Source organism: Pseudomonas sp. Pseusp10 (assembly GCF_059492225.1).
On sequence record NZ_CP168528.1, the window covers coordinates 327,578 to 341,596 of the forward strand.

The 14,019-nt window shown below is 60.5% G+C and carries 14 protein-coding genes; 5 read left to right on the forward strand and 9 right to left on the reverse strand.

The annotated features are described in order from the left end of the window. Positions 1–17 precede the first annotated feature (17 nt). Positions 18–443, reverse strand: a complete 426-nt coding sequence (locus ACEN8Z_RS01455; RefSeq protein WP_495596569.1) for a DUF4399 domain-containing protein — start codon at positions 441–443, stop codon at positions 18–20. A gap of 136 nt (positions 444–579) precedes the next feature. On the opposite strand from ACEN8Z_RS01455, the gene ACEN8Z_RS01460 reads away from it, so the two are divergent. Beyond that, positions 580–1,170, forward strand: a complete 591-nt coding sequence (locus ACEN8Z_RS01460; RefSeq protein ID WP_495596570.1) for a transporter substrate-binding domain-containing protein — start codon at positions 580–582, stop codon at positions 1,168–1,170. A 136-nt stretch (positions 1,171–1,306) separates the two neighbouring features. On the opposite strand, the gene ACEN8Z_RS01465 is transcribed toward ACEN8Z_RS01460, so the two are convergent. Together ACEN8Z_RS01465 and ACEN8Z_RS01470 are read right to left on the reverse strand one after the other, a co-directional pair. Next, a complete protein-coding gene (locus tag ACEN8Z_RS01465) occupies positions 1,307–1,792 on the reverse strand; it encodes a 2-thiouracil desulfurase family protein (RefSeq protein ID WP_495596571.1) in 486 nt (161 codons plus the stop codon). Positions 1,793–1,794: 2 nt separating this feature from the next. Next, the gene (locus ACEN8Z_RS01470; RefSeq protein WP_495596572.1) at positions 1,795–2,427 is read right to left on the reverse strand and encodes a 2OG-Fe(II) oxygenase; all 633 of its coding nucleotides are present in this window, start codon (positions 2,425–2,427) and stop codon (positions 1,795–1,797) included. Positions 2,428–2,535: 108 nt separating this feature from the next. On the opposite strand from ACEN8Z_RS01470, the gene ACEN8Z_RS01475 reads away from it, so the two are divergent. Beyond that, entirely contained in the window at positions 2,536–3,288 is a 753-nt protein-coding gene (locus tag ACEN8Z_RS01475; protein WP_008003922.1) for a DUF2059 domain-containing protein, read from the forward strand. A gap of 130 nt (positions 3,289–3,418) precedes the next feature. Here the strand turns inward: ACEN8Z_RS01475 and bipL are convergent, their stop codons facing one another. Continuing rightward, positions 3,419–4,366 (reverse strand): phospholipase BipL, encoded by a 948-nt coding sequence (gene bipL, locus ACEN8Z_RS01480; RefSeq protein ID WP_495596573.1) that lies wholly within the window; start codon positions 4,364–4,366, stop codon positions 3,419–3,421. Positions 4,367–4,462: 96 nt separating this feature from the next. On the opposite strand from bipL, the gene ACEN8Z_RS01485 reads away from it, so the two are divergent. After that, positions 4,463–5,059, forward strand: a complete 597-nt coding sequence (locus ACEN8Z_RS01485) for a DUF6436 domain-containing protein (protein ID WP_495596574.1) — start codon at positions 4,463–4,465, stop codon at positions 5,057–5,059. An 88-nt stretch (positions 5,060–5,147) separates the two neighbouring features. Then, positions 5,148–7,547, forward strand: coding sequence for a penicillin acylase family protein (locus ACEN8Z_RS01490; RefSeq protein ID WP_495596575.1), 2,400 nt, complete (start codon positions 5,148–5,150; stop codon positions 7,545–7,547). Between the two features lie 144 nt (positions 7,548–7,691). Here ACEN8Z_RS01490 and ACEN8Z_RS01495 read toward each other — a convergent pair whose 3' ends face one another. After that, positions 7,692–8,657, reverse strand: coding sequence for a GlxA family transcriptional regulator (locus ACEN8Z_RS01495; RefSeq protein ID WP_495596576.1), 966 nt, complete (start codon positions 8,655–8,657; stop codon positions 7,692–7,694). A 306-nt stretch (positions 8,658–8,963) separates the two neighbouring features. Between ACEN8Z_RS01495 and ACEN8Z_RS01500 the strand changes: the two genes are divergently transcribed. Further along, on the forward strand, positions 8,964–9,605 hold the full coding sequence (locus ACEN8Z_RS01500) for an HD domain-containing protein (protein WP_495596577.1): 642 nt from the start codon (positions 8,964–8,966) through the stop codon (positions 9,603–9,605). A 135-nt stretch (positions 9,606–9,740) separates the two neighbouring features. Here ACEN8Z_RS01500 and ACEN8Z_RS01505 read toward each other — a convergent pair whose 3' ends face one another. From ACEN8Z_RS01505 to ACEN8Z_RS01520, 4 genes are all read right to left on the reverse strand, one after another. After that, entirely contained in the window at positions 9,741–10,631 is an 891-nt protein-coding gene (locus ACEN8Z_RS01505) for an ABC transporter permease subunit (RefSeq protein WP_413421897.1), read from the reverse strand. Continuing rightward, a complete protein-coding gene (locus ACEN8Z_RS01510; protein WP_495598075.1) occupies positions 10,628–11,509 on the reverse strand; it encodes an ABC transporter permease subunit in 882 nt (293 codons plus the stop codon). Before ACEN8Z_RS01510 ends, ACEN8Z_RS01505 begins: the two co-directional genes overlap by 4 nt. 35 nt (positions 11,510–11,544) lie before the next feature. Next, positions 11,545–12,687 carry an ABC transporter ATP-binding protein gene (locus ACEN8Z_RS01515; protein WP_007993125.1) on the reverse strand — a complete coding sequence of 381 codons (1,143 nt, stop codon included), beginning with the start codon at positions 12,685–12,687 and terminating at the stop codon, positions 11,545–11,547. A gap of 72 nt (positions 12,688–12,759) precedes the next feature. Then, positions 12,760–13,857 (reverse strand): polyamine ABC transporter substrate-binding protein, encoded by a 1,098-nt coding sequence (locus ACEN8Z_RS01520; RefSeq protein WP_495596578.1) that lies wholly within the window; start codon positions 13,855–13,857, stop codon positions 12,760–12,762. Between the last annotated feature and the right edge of the window lie 162 nt (positions 13,858–14,019).

Sequence of the window (14,019 nt, forward strand, 5' to 3'; positions counted from 1 at the left end):
TCATTCACGCAACAAGGTCACTTGACGTTGACCGTGATCTTCTTGGAAACGATCGGTGGATCGAACGGTATGTGGTTGCTATCGCCCAGTTCAAGCTGCAGGGTGTGCTTGCCCGGCGTGAGCGTTATTTCCGCCTGGGTCTGCGCACCGCCGAAATGCAGGTGGTTGGCATCCTTGGGGATCGGCACACCGGCGGCTGGCAGCTCATCGACGTCGATCAGCACGTGGTGATGACCGGTGTTCTTGGTGGTATCGCCCGCCGGTGCCAGGGCAATGTTCTCGACCGCGAATTTGACGAGGACTGTCTGTGGGATCGTCGCGCCGTCTTTGGGAGTAACGATGGACACTTCGGCGCCTTTCGGAGCCGGCGTGGCAGCACTGGCCAGCACTGAAACACCCATCAACAGGCCAGCCAAAGCAGCTCGTGACATAAAGGTTTTCATTATCTTCTCCAGTTTTTCCGTAAAATTCGCGTGGTCATGACAACTTCATGGTCATTTGTTGTCGAAGGCACTCGACAACCATAGCAAAGCGAGCCTGAATCAGAGGGTCCGCGATAATAAATTCAAAGGAGTGACCATGCGCTTTCTGCCTGGCCTGATCTGCCTGCTACCCCTTTTGAGCCCTTTGGCTCACGCCGAACTGATTGATGACGTCAACGACAGGGGTGAATTGCGCATTGCTGTTGAAGCCAACACCCCCCCATTCAACTTCAAGGATGACGACAAACTCACCGGCTTCGAAGTCGAGCTGGGCCAACTGCTGGCAAGTGAACTCGATGTCCGGGCCGACTTTGTCGTCACCGACGGCAGCGATCTGCTGACCGGTGTCGAAAGTGGCAAGTACGACATCGCCATCAACCACATAGCAGTGACCCCCGATCTCAAGGATCGTTTCGACTTCAGCGAACCCTATATTCAAACCAATGCGCAATTGATCGCGCAGAAAGAAGAGCCGCGCTCCATTCTGCTGGTGCAGTCGTTGACGGAAGAGAAGCCCAAATCCGACCCGGCCGTGAGCCTGGCGATTCCGTTTCAGAAGGGCAATCCGGCGTTCCATGCCAGCCTGGAGAACGCCTTGCAGCGGATCAAGGAGGATGGTCGGCTGCAAGCGCTGGAGCAGAAGTGGCTGGGGGTGGATGCGGGTGTGGTGCCAAAGCTGCAGAACTGAAGTAAATGCAGAACCTGTGGGAGCGAGCTTGCTCCGGGCGGCGTTCCGACGATGGCGGCCTGACATTCAACATCAATGTTGACTGGACTGGCCTCATCGCGAGCAAGCTCGCTCCCACAGGGTTTTGTGTCGGCTGTCAGTTCAGCATTGCCAACGCCTGCGCTGCCTGCGGCAACTCCAGCTCACTGAATACCTGCACGCCATGGCGCTTGAGCAGCGCCGCCGTCACGCCCTCGCCACTGACCTTCACGCCGCTGAACGTCCCGTCATAGGTCAGCCGATTGCCGCAGGACGGGCTGTTGGCCTTGAGGATGGCGACGCGGATGCCGTGCTTTTGCACCAGCTCCAGTGCCTGATACGCCCCCGACAGAAACTGCGCACTGACGTCCTCGCCCTCGGTGGTGATTACCAACGCCTGGCCATCGAGGACTTGTGCGCCCTGCCCGCCCGGGATTTCCGCCGCCGCCCGTGGCGTTGGCAAACCACCGGCCACTTCCGGACACAACGGCACGACCCGTCCTTCATCAAGCCACTGCTGAAGCTGATCGAACGGCCCGCTGGCCCCGCCGTCGTAACGGACGCGGTGGCCCAACAGGCAGCGGCTGACAAGAATTTTCTGCATGATCAGAACGGCTCGTTGCCGCGCCGGCGGAACCAGCCGGTCAGCGACAGGCGATCCCGGGTCGCGGGCAGGACTTCGTGGGGCACCTCACCGGAGAGAAACACCACCAGGCAGCCGCCGATAGGCTGCACGTCGTGGACGCGATCATTGTCGAGGTACATGCGCAACTGGCCACCGTGTTCGGGAAGCCAGCCGTCATTGAGGTAAACCACCGCCGAAACCATGCGCCGGTCGTCATCGCGAAAGCGGTCGACATGTTTCAGGTAGAAGGCACCGGGCGGGTACATCGCAAAATGGCTTTCGAAATCCTCCAGGCCGAGAAACAGGCCCCGATTGATCGCCTCGCGCAGGCTGTCCATCAAACTCAGGTAGCTGTCGCAGGCCTCGGCCTGGCCGGGGTCGATCCACTGGATATGGTCGCCACGAATCCCTTCGCGGATCTCCGATGACGGCCCGCGGCCCACGGCGGCCGGAGCCAGTTCACCCTCGGCAGCTCGTTGACGGCACTCGGCCGCCAGCGCTCGGGTGAGATCCAGAGGCAGGAAAATATTCTGCTGCGACCAGCCGTGCTCAGCCAGGTCGTCGACGATTCGTAACAGCAGCGGGTGATCAGAGGATATTTGCATGCCGCGCATAGTATTCCTGTGCCCGGAAATCCGACAGAGCCGCGCAGCGGGTTGATACGAATTCTCGACAAGTACGGATACCGCACGGAGAATAGTCGCCTGCTGACTGGAGTCCCTATGCGCCGTTTGCTTTTATCACTGCTGATGTTCTGCGTTTTGCCCGCCTGGGCAGACGGCCACGACCAGTTGTACAAGGTCGCCGGCTGGCCGGAACAACGCGCGCATTTCAACGACGCCCTCTCGGCTGCTCAGCAACGCTACCAGGGCAGCCTGCCGCCGGCGGTGTTTCAGGCACTGGTCAACAACAGCAATCAGCGTTTTGCCGACCGGGCCGTGGACCAGCGCGCCGAAGCACAATTGCGCAAGAACCTCGCCGACCCCAAACCCGCGCTAACGTTTTTCAAGTCGCCCCTGGGCAAGAAAATCGTCGCCGCCGAGCTGCTGGCGACCCGTCGCGACCAACTGGCGAAAAACGCCAAGGGTCTGCCGAAGATGCAGGCGAGCGACAGCCGCATGCTGATCATCGGCCATTTGGCCCAAGCCCTGCCCGCACGCGAGGCCGGCGCGGAGGTCAGCCTGGCGATTGCTGGCGTCGCCGCGGACAGTTTGAGCTCGATGATCCCCGGGCTGTTGGGTGCCGGTCAGGCACAGGGCATGTTGAACGGACAACGTCAGCGCCTGATGGATCAGATCGGCAGTGACCTGAACAACACGCTGCTCTACGTCTATCGCGACCTGTCGGACAACGAGCTGGAAGAGTTCGCGACCTTTGCCGAATCGGCGGAAGGCCAGGCTTATTATCAGGCGGCGCTGGCGGCGATTCGCGCGGGGTTGGCGGTGGGGCAGAGCAATTCGAATTTGACCCAGTGATCTTCGGCACCTGACAGACCGCTATCGCGAGCAAGCTCGCTCCCACAGTGGGCCTGTGCATGCCCACTATTCTGTGAACACCGAAAAACCTGTGGGAGCGAGCTTGCTCGCGATGGGGCCGGAACAGACGCTAAGGATTACGCCCCTTGATCCGCCTGGTCAAAAACCCGAAATACTCCTGCCGCATCACCAGAGTCTCATTCGCCAGATGATGCCGTGCCTCAGGCAGCATCAGCACCTGTGGCCGATCAAACTTGCCCCGCAACATTTCCAGGTTGTGCTCCCAATCCACCGTCATGTCGGCCTGCCCCTGCACGATCAACGGCCGGCGGCTACTCGTGGGTGCGGTCTCGATGCGTTTGATCCAGCGCGCCAATGCACCCACCCAGGCCGTCGGCAGGCGCAGCGGCTGCAACGGATCGGCTTGCAGGAACGGCAGAAAAGCCGGGTCATTGGAGTTCTCGCTGAAGCGCCGGGCGATGGCTTTGACGAAAGGCTTGAGCAGGTAGTAACTCAGTTGCGACCAACCCCATGCCCGCGGCCGCACCAGCGGCGACAGCAGAATCACCTGGCCCTGGGCCGGGCTGTTCGCTCCCGCATTCAACACATGATCAATCACGATCGCCCCGCCGGTACTCTGCCCGCACAGGTGCCAAGGCTGCGGCAAGTCGAGGGATTGCGCCTCGCTGAACAACCCTTGCAACGCGTCCTGATACTCGGCGAAATCCTTGATGCTTGCTCGTTCGCCGCTGGACAGGCCATGCCCCGGCAAGTCGCAGGCAATCACCGCAAAGCCCTGGTCCAGCGCCCACTCGATCACATGCCGGTAGAGCCCGGTGTGGTCGTAGAAACCGTGGATGACAAACAGCGTCGCCTTGGCCTGCTCGGGCCACCAGAACTGGCTGACCAACTCATATCCATCGACCTCGAATCGCCCAAGGCCACTGCGCACCTGACGCTGCGCAAAATCCAGTCCGTAGAATCGCTGGTAAGCCTGCGCCTGTACCGACAACGGCTGCCCGGCCGCCAGTGGCAACAGGCTTGCGCGTAGAAGATCGGGGTCGAAGGTAGCCGGCATGGACGATTCCAGAACGTGAAACGGACTTTATAGGCCTGCGATATTCTTCTGTCGCGGCAAGCATGGCAAGCTAGCCGGCCTTCGAGGATTGAACCGATGCGCCCGCCCTTTCGCACCACCCTGTTTGCCAGCCTGCTCGCCGTGGTGTGTGCCGGCGTGCTGTGGGCGGCCTACGACTGGTTCCAGGGGCGTTACCTGCGGGCGTTCAGCGAGCACACGGCGATGTTTTCGGGGGATCCGCTGCGCCTTCCCGAATCCCTCGCCGGCCCTGGCGCCATCCGCCTGGTGCATTTCTGGGACCCGGCCTGCCCGTGCAATGTCGGCAATCAACAACACCTGAGCGAACTGGTCGAGCGCTATGCACCCCATGGCGTGGAGTTCTATGCCGTGCAAAAAACCGGTAGCCACGGCCAGTTACCGGGCACCTTGAGCAGCCTCAAATCCATCGACATCCTGCCCGGCTCCGAACAGGTCCCCGCCAGCCCGGCCGTGGCGATCTGGGACCGCAGCGGCAAACTGGCGTACTTCGGCCCCTACAGCGAAGGCCTGACCTGCAATTCCAGCAACAGCTTTATCGAACCGATCCTGCAAGCGCTCGATGAAGGCCGAGCGGTGAGCGTCACGCACACACTGGCCGTGGGGTGTTACTGCCCATGGCCTGTCGATCCGGCGAAACAGGGAAAGACGCGGTAATACGAATCCCTCCTACGGGCGATGCGCCAAACCGATGCACCGTGTTACACAGTGGCACCAGGAATCACCATAACAACAAGGAGTCGCCATGAAACGCAGCCTGACCGCTCTCGCGCTGTTGATCGTCGTGCTGGCCGCCGGGGCCGGCGGGTACCTCTACAGCAAGCAGCCGTCACGCCAGGGCATGGTGGAACTGCAACACCTGCAAGGCTCCGTCACCGTGCGTTACGACGAGCGCGGCATCCCGCACATCCGCGCCGACAACGAAACCGACCTGTACCGCGCCCTCGGCTATGTGCATGCCCAGGACCGCCTGTTCCAGATGGAAGTCCTGCGTCGCCTGGCCCGTGGCGAACTGGCCGAAGTGCTCGGGCCAAAATTGCTCGACACCGACAAACTGATGCGCAGCCTGCGCATTCGCGAACGCGCCGAAACCTACTTTGCGAATCTCGACAAGCAGTCGCCCTCCTTCATCGCCATGCAAGCCTATCTGGACGGCATCAACCAGTATCAGGACAGCCACGCCAAACCCGTGGAGTTCGACGTGCTGGGCATTCCAAAACGCCCGTTCACGGCCCAGGACACCATCAGCATCGCCGGTTACATGGCCTACAGTTTTGCCGCGGCATTTCGTACCGAACCCTTGCTGACATTCGTGCGCGATCAACTGGGCCCCGAATACCTGAATATCTTCGATCTCGACTGGCAGCCCAAAGGCGTGCTCAACGGGACCGCGCCCTCACTGGCCAGCGCCGACTGGAAAGACCTCAACGCCCTCGCCCGCCTGAGCGAACAAGCCCTGGCTGACAATGGCCTGCCACAGTTCGAAGGCAGCAACGCGTGGGTCGTCGCAGGCAACCGGACCCAAAGCGGCAAGCCGCTGCTGGCGGGCGATCCGCATATCCGTTTTTCCGCGCCGTCGGTGTGGTACGAAGCGCACCTCTCGGCACCGGGCTTTGAACTCTACGGCCACTATCAGGCCTTGATGCCGTTCGCCTCCCTGGGCATGAACCGTGACTTCGGCTGGAGCATCACCATGTTCCAGAACGATGACCTCGACCTGATCGCCGAGAAGGTCAACCCGGACAACCCCAATCAGGTCTGGTATCGCGGAAAATGGGTGGACATGGTCACCAGCGAACAGAAGATTGCGGTCAAGGGTCAGGAACCAGTGACGCTGGTGCTGCGTCAATCGCCCCATGGTCCGATCGTCAACGATGCCTTGGGCAACGCCGTCGGCAAAACGCCGATTGCCATGTGGTGGGCGTTTCTCGAAAGCCAGAATCCGATCCTGGAGGGCTTCTACCAGCTCAATCGCGCCGACACCCTGGCCAAGGCCCGTGGTGCCGCGGCAAAAATCCAGGCACCGGGCCTGAACGTGGTCTGGGCCAATGCCAAGGGTGACATCGGCTGGTGGGCGGCTGCGCAATTGCCCAAGCGCCCGGCGGGTGTACGCCCGTGGTTCATCCTCGACGGCAGCACCACCGAGGCCGACAAGGACGGCTTCTACCCGTTCACGGCCAACCCCCAGGAAGAAAACCCGGCGCGGGGCTACATCGTCTCGGCCAACTTCCAGCCGGTGACGCCGACCGGCATGGAGATTCCCGGCTACTACAACCTTGCCGATCGCGGCCAGCAGCTCAATCGCCAGCTTGGCGACAAAGCCGTCAAATGGGACCTGGAAAACAGCCAGACGCTGCAACTGGGCACCACCACCGCCTACGGCCCGCGCCTGTTGGCGCCACTGTTGCCGGTGCTGCGCGAAGTGGTGAGCGATCCCGCCGAGCTCAAGCTCGTGGAGCAACTGGCCCAGTGGAAAGGCGATTACCCGCTCGATTCGACCAGCGCAACGCTGTTCAACCAGTTCCTGTTCAACCTGGCTGAAGCGACGATGCACGATGAGCTGGGTAACGACTTCTTCGAGACGCTGCTCTCGACCCGGGTGATCGACGCCGCGCTACCCCGCCTGGCCGCCAGTGCCGATTCGCCGTGGTGGGACAACCGCGACACCCTCGGCAACGAAACCCGTGCCGATACGGTCAAGGCTGCGTGGCAGGCCAGCATCGCGCACCTCAAGACCACCCTCGGTGCAGACTTCACACAGTGGCAGTGGGGCAATGCGCACACATTGACCCATGGTCATCCGCTGGGGCAGCAAAAGCCGCTGGACCTGATCTTCAACGTCGGCCCCTTCGCCGCACCCGGCAGTCATGAAGTGCCGAACAACCTCTCGGCGAAAATCGGCCCGGCACCATGGCCTGTCACCTACGGCCCCTCGACCCGCCGCCTGATCGACTTCGCCGACCCGGCCCACAGTTTGACCGTCAACCCGGTTGGCCAGAGCGGCATACCGTTCGACAGTCACTATGATGATCAGGCTGAGGCCTACATCGAGGGGATGTATTTCCAGGCGCATCTCAATGACGAAGAAGTCGCGGCCAATACCCGCAGCACCTTGAAGCTGTTGCCGGCGCGGGCGGCTCAGTAATTTTGCATTGGCTGAACCGACCCCTTCGCGGGCAAGCCCGCTCCCACAGGGATCTTTGTTGATCACAAATTCTGTGAACACCAGAAAAACCTGTGGGAGCGAGCTTGCTCGCGAAGAGGCCCTCACAGGCAACAAAATGTCAGTTCAAACCATCGCCGCAAAGTTCAGCCGGAACTGTTGCGGCGTCACCCCCAGCCTGCGATTGAACACGCTGCGCATGTGCTGGGCATCGCGAAAGCCGCATTGATAGGCCACGGTCTTGAGCGGCGCACGGGTGCTTTCGAGCATCACCCGCGCCGCATCGACCCGCGCGCGCTCGACGAACTCGGCCGGGGTGATTTTCGCTTCCCTGGCAAACACCCGGGAAAAATTGCGCGCGCTCATGTTGGCTGCATTGGCCAGGTCGGCGATAGTCAGGTCGCCCGTCAGGTTGGCCAGCACGTAATGCTGGACCATCGCCACCGCCGAGTCCGGTTCGGCATGGGGCGTGAGGAAGGGACTGAACTGCGACTGTCCGCCCGAACGCTGGGTGAACACCACCAGCCGCTTGGCGACGTTCAGTGCCACTTCCGGCCCGTGATCCCGGCCCAGCAGATACAGGGACAGATCGATCCCCGCCGTGACCCCCGCGGAGGTGAACAACTCCCCGTCCTCCATGTAAAGGCGGTCCGCTTCAACCCGGGTCGACGGGCACAACGTCGCCAGCGCTGACGCATCACTCCAGTGGGTGGTGACCGTGCGCGCCTCCAGCAACCCGGCCCGGGCGAGCATGAAGGCGCCGTTGCAGATCGAGCCAAACCGTTGCGCCCGCCCGCAGGCTTCTCGTAGCCAAGTGTCGAATGCCGCGCCGAAACTCATGAACGGCAGCTGCGGCCCGCCCGCTACCAATAACAAGTCGTACCCCTCCAGCGCTTCGCTGAAATGCCGATGGGCATTGAGTGCCAACCCGTTGGAGCACGCCATCATCCCGTGTTCGACACCAATCACCTCCAGACGATAGTGATCTGCCGGGGCAAGAAAACGGTTGGCCTCGGAAAACACATCCATGGGTCCGGTGACGTCCAGCGACTGGACGCCGGCGAAGACCACGATGGCAACGGATTTACTCATGGTTCGAAACGTCTCTGATGGCATTGAATGGCAACGCACACCTGTAGGAGCGAGCTTGCTCGCGATGGACGTGAGGACGCCGCGTTCATTCAGGCAACCCTCGTCTTCGTTGACATCCATCGCGAGCAAGCTCGCTCCTACAAGGTATGCATGCACCCTAGCCAAACCAAGCGCAACAAGCGAGGTTGGCGCGATATGCACGCTCATTGGCCGGGATCGCAGCCATGGATCGATTGTCCGGCTTCGGGGGCCGGAACAGACTGAAACCCTCAGCGCCGCCAAGGCGTATACGACGAGGAAAACTCCATGAGCACCACCATCGCCGGCATCAGGATCCCCGACAGCGCATTGGCCAAGGCCACCACCGAATACATCCGTGACATCGAATCGGACCTGCTCTACCACCATTCGCGCCGGGTATTCCTGTTCGGCGCTCTGAGCGGTGAGCGCAAGCAACTGGCCTACAACCCGGAGTTGCTGTACGTCGGGGCAATGTTCCATGACCTGGGCCTGGTGCAAGGTCATCGCAGTGATAACGAACGATTCGAAGTCGATGGCGCCAACGCGGCAGCAGCGTTTCTCAAGCCTTACGGACTGAGCGATGACGATATCGAACAGGTCTGGCTATCGATTGCCCTGCACACCACACCGGGCGTGCCTCAGCACTTGCGACCCACCGTAGCGCTGGTCACGGCGGGTGTCGAAATGGACGTGCTGGGCATGGATTACGCGGCGTTCCCCGCCGCGCAGCGCGAAGCGGTGGTGCATGCCCATCCACGGGGCGAGGGATTCAAGGAGTGCATCATCTGCGCGTTTGCCGACGGCCTGCGCCATCGTCCGCAGACCACGTTCGGTAACGTGAAGACTGATGTTCTGGTGGATCAGGAGCCGGGGTTCAAACCGATGAACTTCGTCGAGGTCATCCGCAAATCCCCTTGGACTGCATAAAAAACTTTGTAGGAGCGAGCTTGCTCGCGATGGTGAATCAGCCACATAGACCTCGACTGACACACCTTCGCGAGCAAGCTCGCTCCTACAGAGGATTAGGTTGATCACAAGAGCGTGGTCAACCCGACTTCAGGCTCAAGCCGCTTCCGGTGCCTGCGCGCGACGCACGTCCGGTTGCTTCCACGAATCGGCTGCCGCTTCTTCGATCGCTTGCTGGATCGCACGCTTGCGGCTTTCTTCGGCGCGACGGCTGAAGAACCAGACCATGAAAGTCACGATCGACACCGCCAGCAGGATCAGACTGGCCACGGCATTGATCTCGGGTTTGACACCCAGACGTACCGCCGAGAACACTTCCATCGGCAAGGTCGTAGACCCCGGACCCGACACGAAGCTCGCCAGCACCAGGTCATCTAGGGACAGGGCGAAGGACATCATGCCGCCCGCTGCCAGTGACGGCGCGATCATCGGGATGGTGATCAGGAAGAACACCTTCCACGGTTTCGCACCGAGGTCCATGGCTGCTTCTTCAATGGACAGGTCCAGCTCGCGCAGGCGTGCCGAGACCACCACCGCCACATACGCCGCACAGAACGTGGTGTGGGCGATCCAGATGGTGACGATGCCGCGTTCCTGCGGCCAGCCGATCATCTGCGCCATGGCCACGAACAGCAGCAACAGCGACAGACCGGTGATCACCTCAGGCATCACCAGCGGCGCGGTGACCAGGCCACCGAACAGGGTACGGCCCTTGAAGCGCGTTATACGCGTCAGGACGAACGCCGCCAGTGTACCCAGTGCCACCGCAGCCACCGCCGTGTAGCAGGCGATTTCCAGCGAACGCACCACCGAGCCCATCAGTTGGCTGTTGTCGAGCAGGCCGACGTACCACTTGATCGACCAGCCGCCCCACACCGTTACCAATTTCGAGGCGTTGAACGAGTAGATCACCAGGATCAGCATCGGCAGGTAGATGAACAACAGACCCAGTACCAGCATCAGGCTGGAGAAACGGAAGCGCTTCATTCTTTACCCTCCATTTCCTTGGCCTGACTGCGGTTGAACAGGATGATCGGCACAATCAGGATCGCCAGCATCACCACCGCCAGGGCAGACGCCACCGGCCAGTCACGGTTGTTGAAGAACTCTTGCCAGAGCACTTTACCGATCATCAGGGTTTCCGGACCGCCGAGCAGTTCCGGGATCACGAATTCGCCCACCACCGGGATAAACACCAGCATGCAGCCGGCGATGATGCCGTTTTTCGACAGCGGCACGGTGATTTTCCAGAAGCTGTTGAAGGTGCTCGAACCCAGGTCCGACGCTGCCTCCAGCAGGCTCTGGTCGTGCTTCACCAGGTTGGCATACAGCGGCAGGATCATGAACGGCAGGTAGGAATAAACCACGCCGATGTAGACCGCCAGGTTGGTGTTGAGGATCTGCAGCGGCTCGTCGATCCAGCCCATACTCATCAGGAAACCGTTGAGCAGGCCGTTGTTGCTGAGGATGCCCATCCACGCATAAACGCGGATCAGGATCGCAGTCCAGGTCGGCATCATGATCAGCAGCACCAGCACCGTCTGCACTTCCTTGCGGGCAACGGAGATGCCGTAGGCCATCGGGTAGCCGATCAACAGGCAGAGGATGGTGCTGAAAAACGCCATCTTCAACGAGCCGAGGTAAGCGGCGATGTACAGCTCGTCACCGCCCAGCATCGCGTAGTTGCCCAGGTTAAGCAGCAGTTGCAGCTTCTGCTCGGCGTAGCTGTAGATTTCGGTGTACGGCGGAATGGCCACGTCCGCTTCGGCGAAGCTGATCTTCAGGACGATGAAGAACGGCAACATGAAGAACAGGAACAACCAGATGAAGGGAACCCCGATGACCAGTTGGCGGCCACCGGGAATTATTCGATTGAGTCGGCGTTTGAGTTTGCGCATGTTCATGAGCGAAGTACCACGCCACTGTCGTCTTCCCAGTACACGTAGACCTGATCACCCCAGGTCGGACGAGCGCCACGGCGTTCGGCGTTGGCCACGAAGGACTGGACGATCTTGCCGCTCGGCAATTCGACGTAGAACACCGAGTGACCGCCGAGGTAGGCAATGTCGTGCACCTTGCCACTGGACCAGTTGTATTCGCAGGTCGGCATGGTCGGGGTCACGAGCAGTTTTTCCGGACGGATCGCGTAGGTCACGGATTTGTCTTGCACCGAGGTGCTGATGCCGTGGCCGACATAAATCTTGCGGTCCAGGTCTTTGCAGGTGATGGTCGCGTGGCCTTCGGCGTCGTCGATCACTTCACCGTCGAAGATGTTGACGTTGCCGATGAACTCGCAGACCAGGCGGCTGGTCGGGGTTTCGTAGATGTCGATCGGGCTGCCGATCTGGGCGATCCAGCCCAGGTGCATGATCGCGATGCGCTCGGCCATGGTCATGGCCTCTTCCTGGTCGTGGGTCACCATCACGCAGGTTACGCCGACGCGCTCGATGATCTCCACCAGCTCCAGCTGCATTTGCGAGCGCAGTTTCTTGTCCAGTGCGCCCATCGGCTCGTCGAGCAGCAGCAGTTTCGGTCGCTTGGCCAGGGAACGGGCCAGGGCCACGCGCTGACGCTGACCACCGGACAACTGATGCGGCTTGCGCTTGGCATACTGGCTCATCTGCACCAGCTTGAGCATGTCGGCCACGCGGGCGTCGATTTCAGCGTTCGGGATCTTGTCCTGCTTGAGACCGAAGGCGATGTTCTGCGCCACGGTCATGTGCGGGAACAGCGCGTAGGACTGGAACATCATGTTGATCGGACGCTCGTACGGCGGCATATCGGTGATGTCTACGCCATCGAGGAAGATCCGGCCTTCGGTCGGTCGCTCGAAACCGGCGAGCATGCGCAGCAAAGTGGATTTGCCCGATCCCGAACCGCCGAGCAGGGCGAAAATTTCGCCTTTCTTGATTTCCAGGGACACATCGTCCACGGCAATCGTCTCGTCGAACTTCTTCGTGACCCGGTCGATTTTGACCAGCACCTGCTTAGGTTGCTGGTCGCCCTCGAGGGCTTTCTTATAGGCGCCGGAGGCAACTGCCATTTACGAAACTCCCAAAAAAAAAGAGTGCAGTTCGCTCAAGGTGAGCCAACCTGGATAGTCTGAGCCTTGAAACTATTTACCCGACTTGACCTTGGTCCAGCTGCGGGTCATCAAACGTTGAATATTCGGCGGTAACTCGACCGACACGTAGGTCTTGTCGAGCACCTCTTGCGGTGGGTAAACCGCTTCGTCGGTGCGAATGGACTGTTCCATCAGTTTGTCCGACCCCGGGTTAGGGTTGGCATAGCCGACGTAATCACTGACCTGGGCAATTACCTCAGGCTTCAGCAAATAGTTGATGAAGGCGTGGGCCTGCTTGACGTTGGCCGAGTCCTTCGGAATTGCCAGCATGTCGAACCAGAGCGCACCACCTTCCTTGGGAATCGAGTAGGCGATGTTCACGCCTTTCTTCGCTTCAGCCGCGCGGTTGCGGGCCTGGAACATGTCGCCGGAAAAGCCGATCGCGATGCAGATATCGCCGTTGGCCAGATCCGCGATGTATTTGGAGGAGTGGAAGTAGGTCACGTAAGGCCGGACTGCCAGCAATTTGGCTTCGGCCTTTTTGTAGTCTTCGGGGTTGGTGCTGTTGGCGTTCAGGCCCATGTAGTTGAGGACCGTCGGCATCATTTCATCGGCAGAATCGAGGAACGCCACGCCGCAACTGTTCAGCTTCTTGATGTTCTCCGGTTCGAACACCGCAGCCCAGGAATCAATCTTGTCGACACCCAGCACAGCCTTGATCTTGTCGACGTTGTAACCGATGCCGTTGGTGCCCCACAGGTACGGCACGGCGTACAGGTTACCCGGATCGTTCTGTTCCAGGCGCTTGAGCAGCACCGGGTCGAGGTTCGAATAGTTCGACAACTGCGACTTGTCGAGCTTCTGGAATGCCCCGGCCTTAATCTGCTTGCCGAGGAAGTGGTTCGACGGCACGACCACGTCGTAGCCGGTACGCCCGGCGAGCAACTTGCCTTCCAGGGTTTCGTTGGAATCAAAGACGTCATAAACCGGCTTGATACCGGTGTCTTTCTGGAAGTCGGCCAGTGTCGTCTCGCCGATGTAGTCCGACCAGTTATAAATATGCACGCTGCCGGCGGCCTGAACACTGACTGCAATCGTCAGCCCGGCGCCAACCAGCATGGCATTGCGCAACAAAGAAAAAACAGGCAAGTGGAGGTCCTCTAAAATTAGTTGGGCCCAAGTTGCCCCGCGTTACATGACAACCGTGGTTGCCCGGCAACAAAACCGGCGCGCAACTTACCCTCGAAAAACCGTTCCAGCAAAACTTTTATGCAGACCCTTGTAGGAGCGAGCTTGCTCGCGATGGTCGTC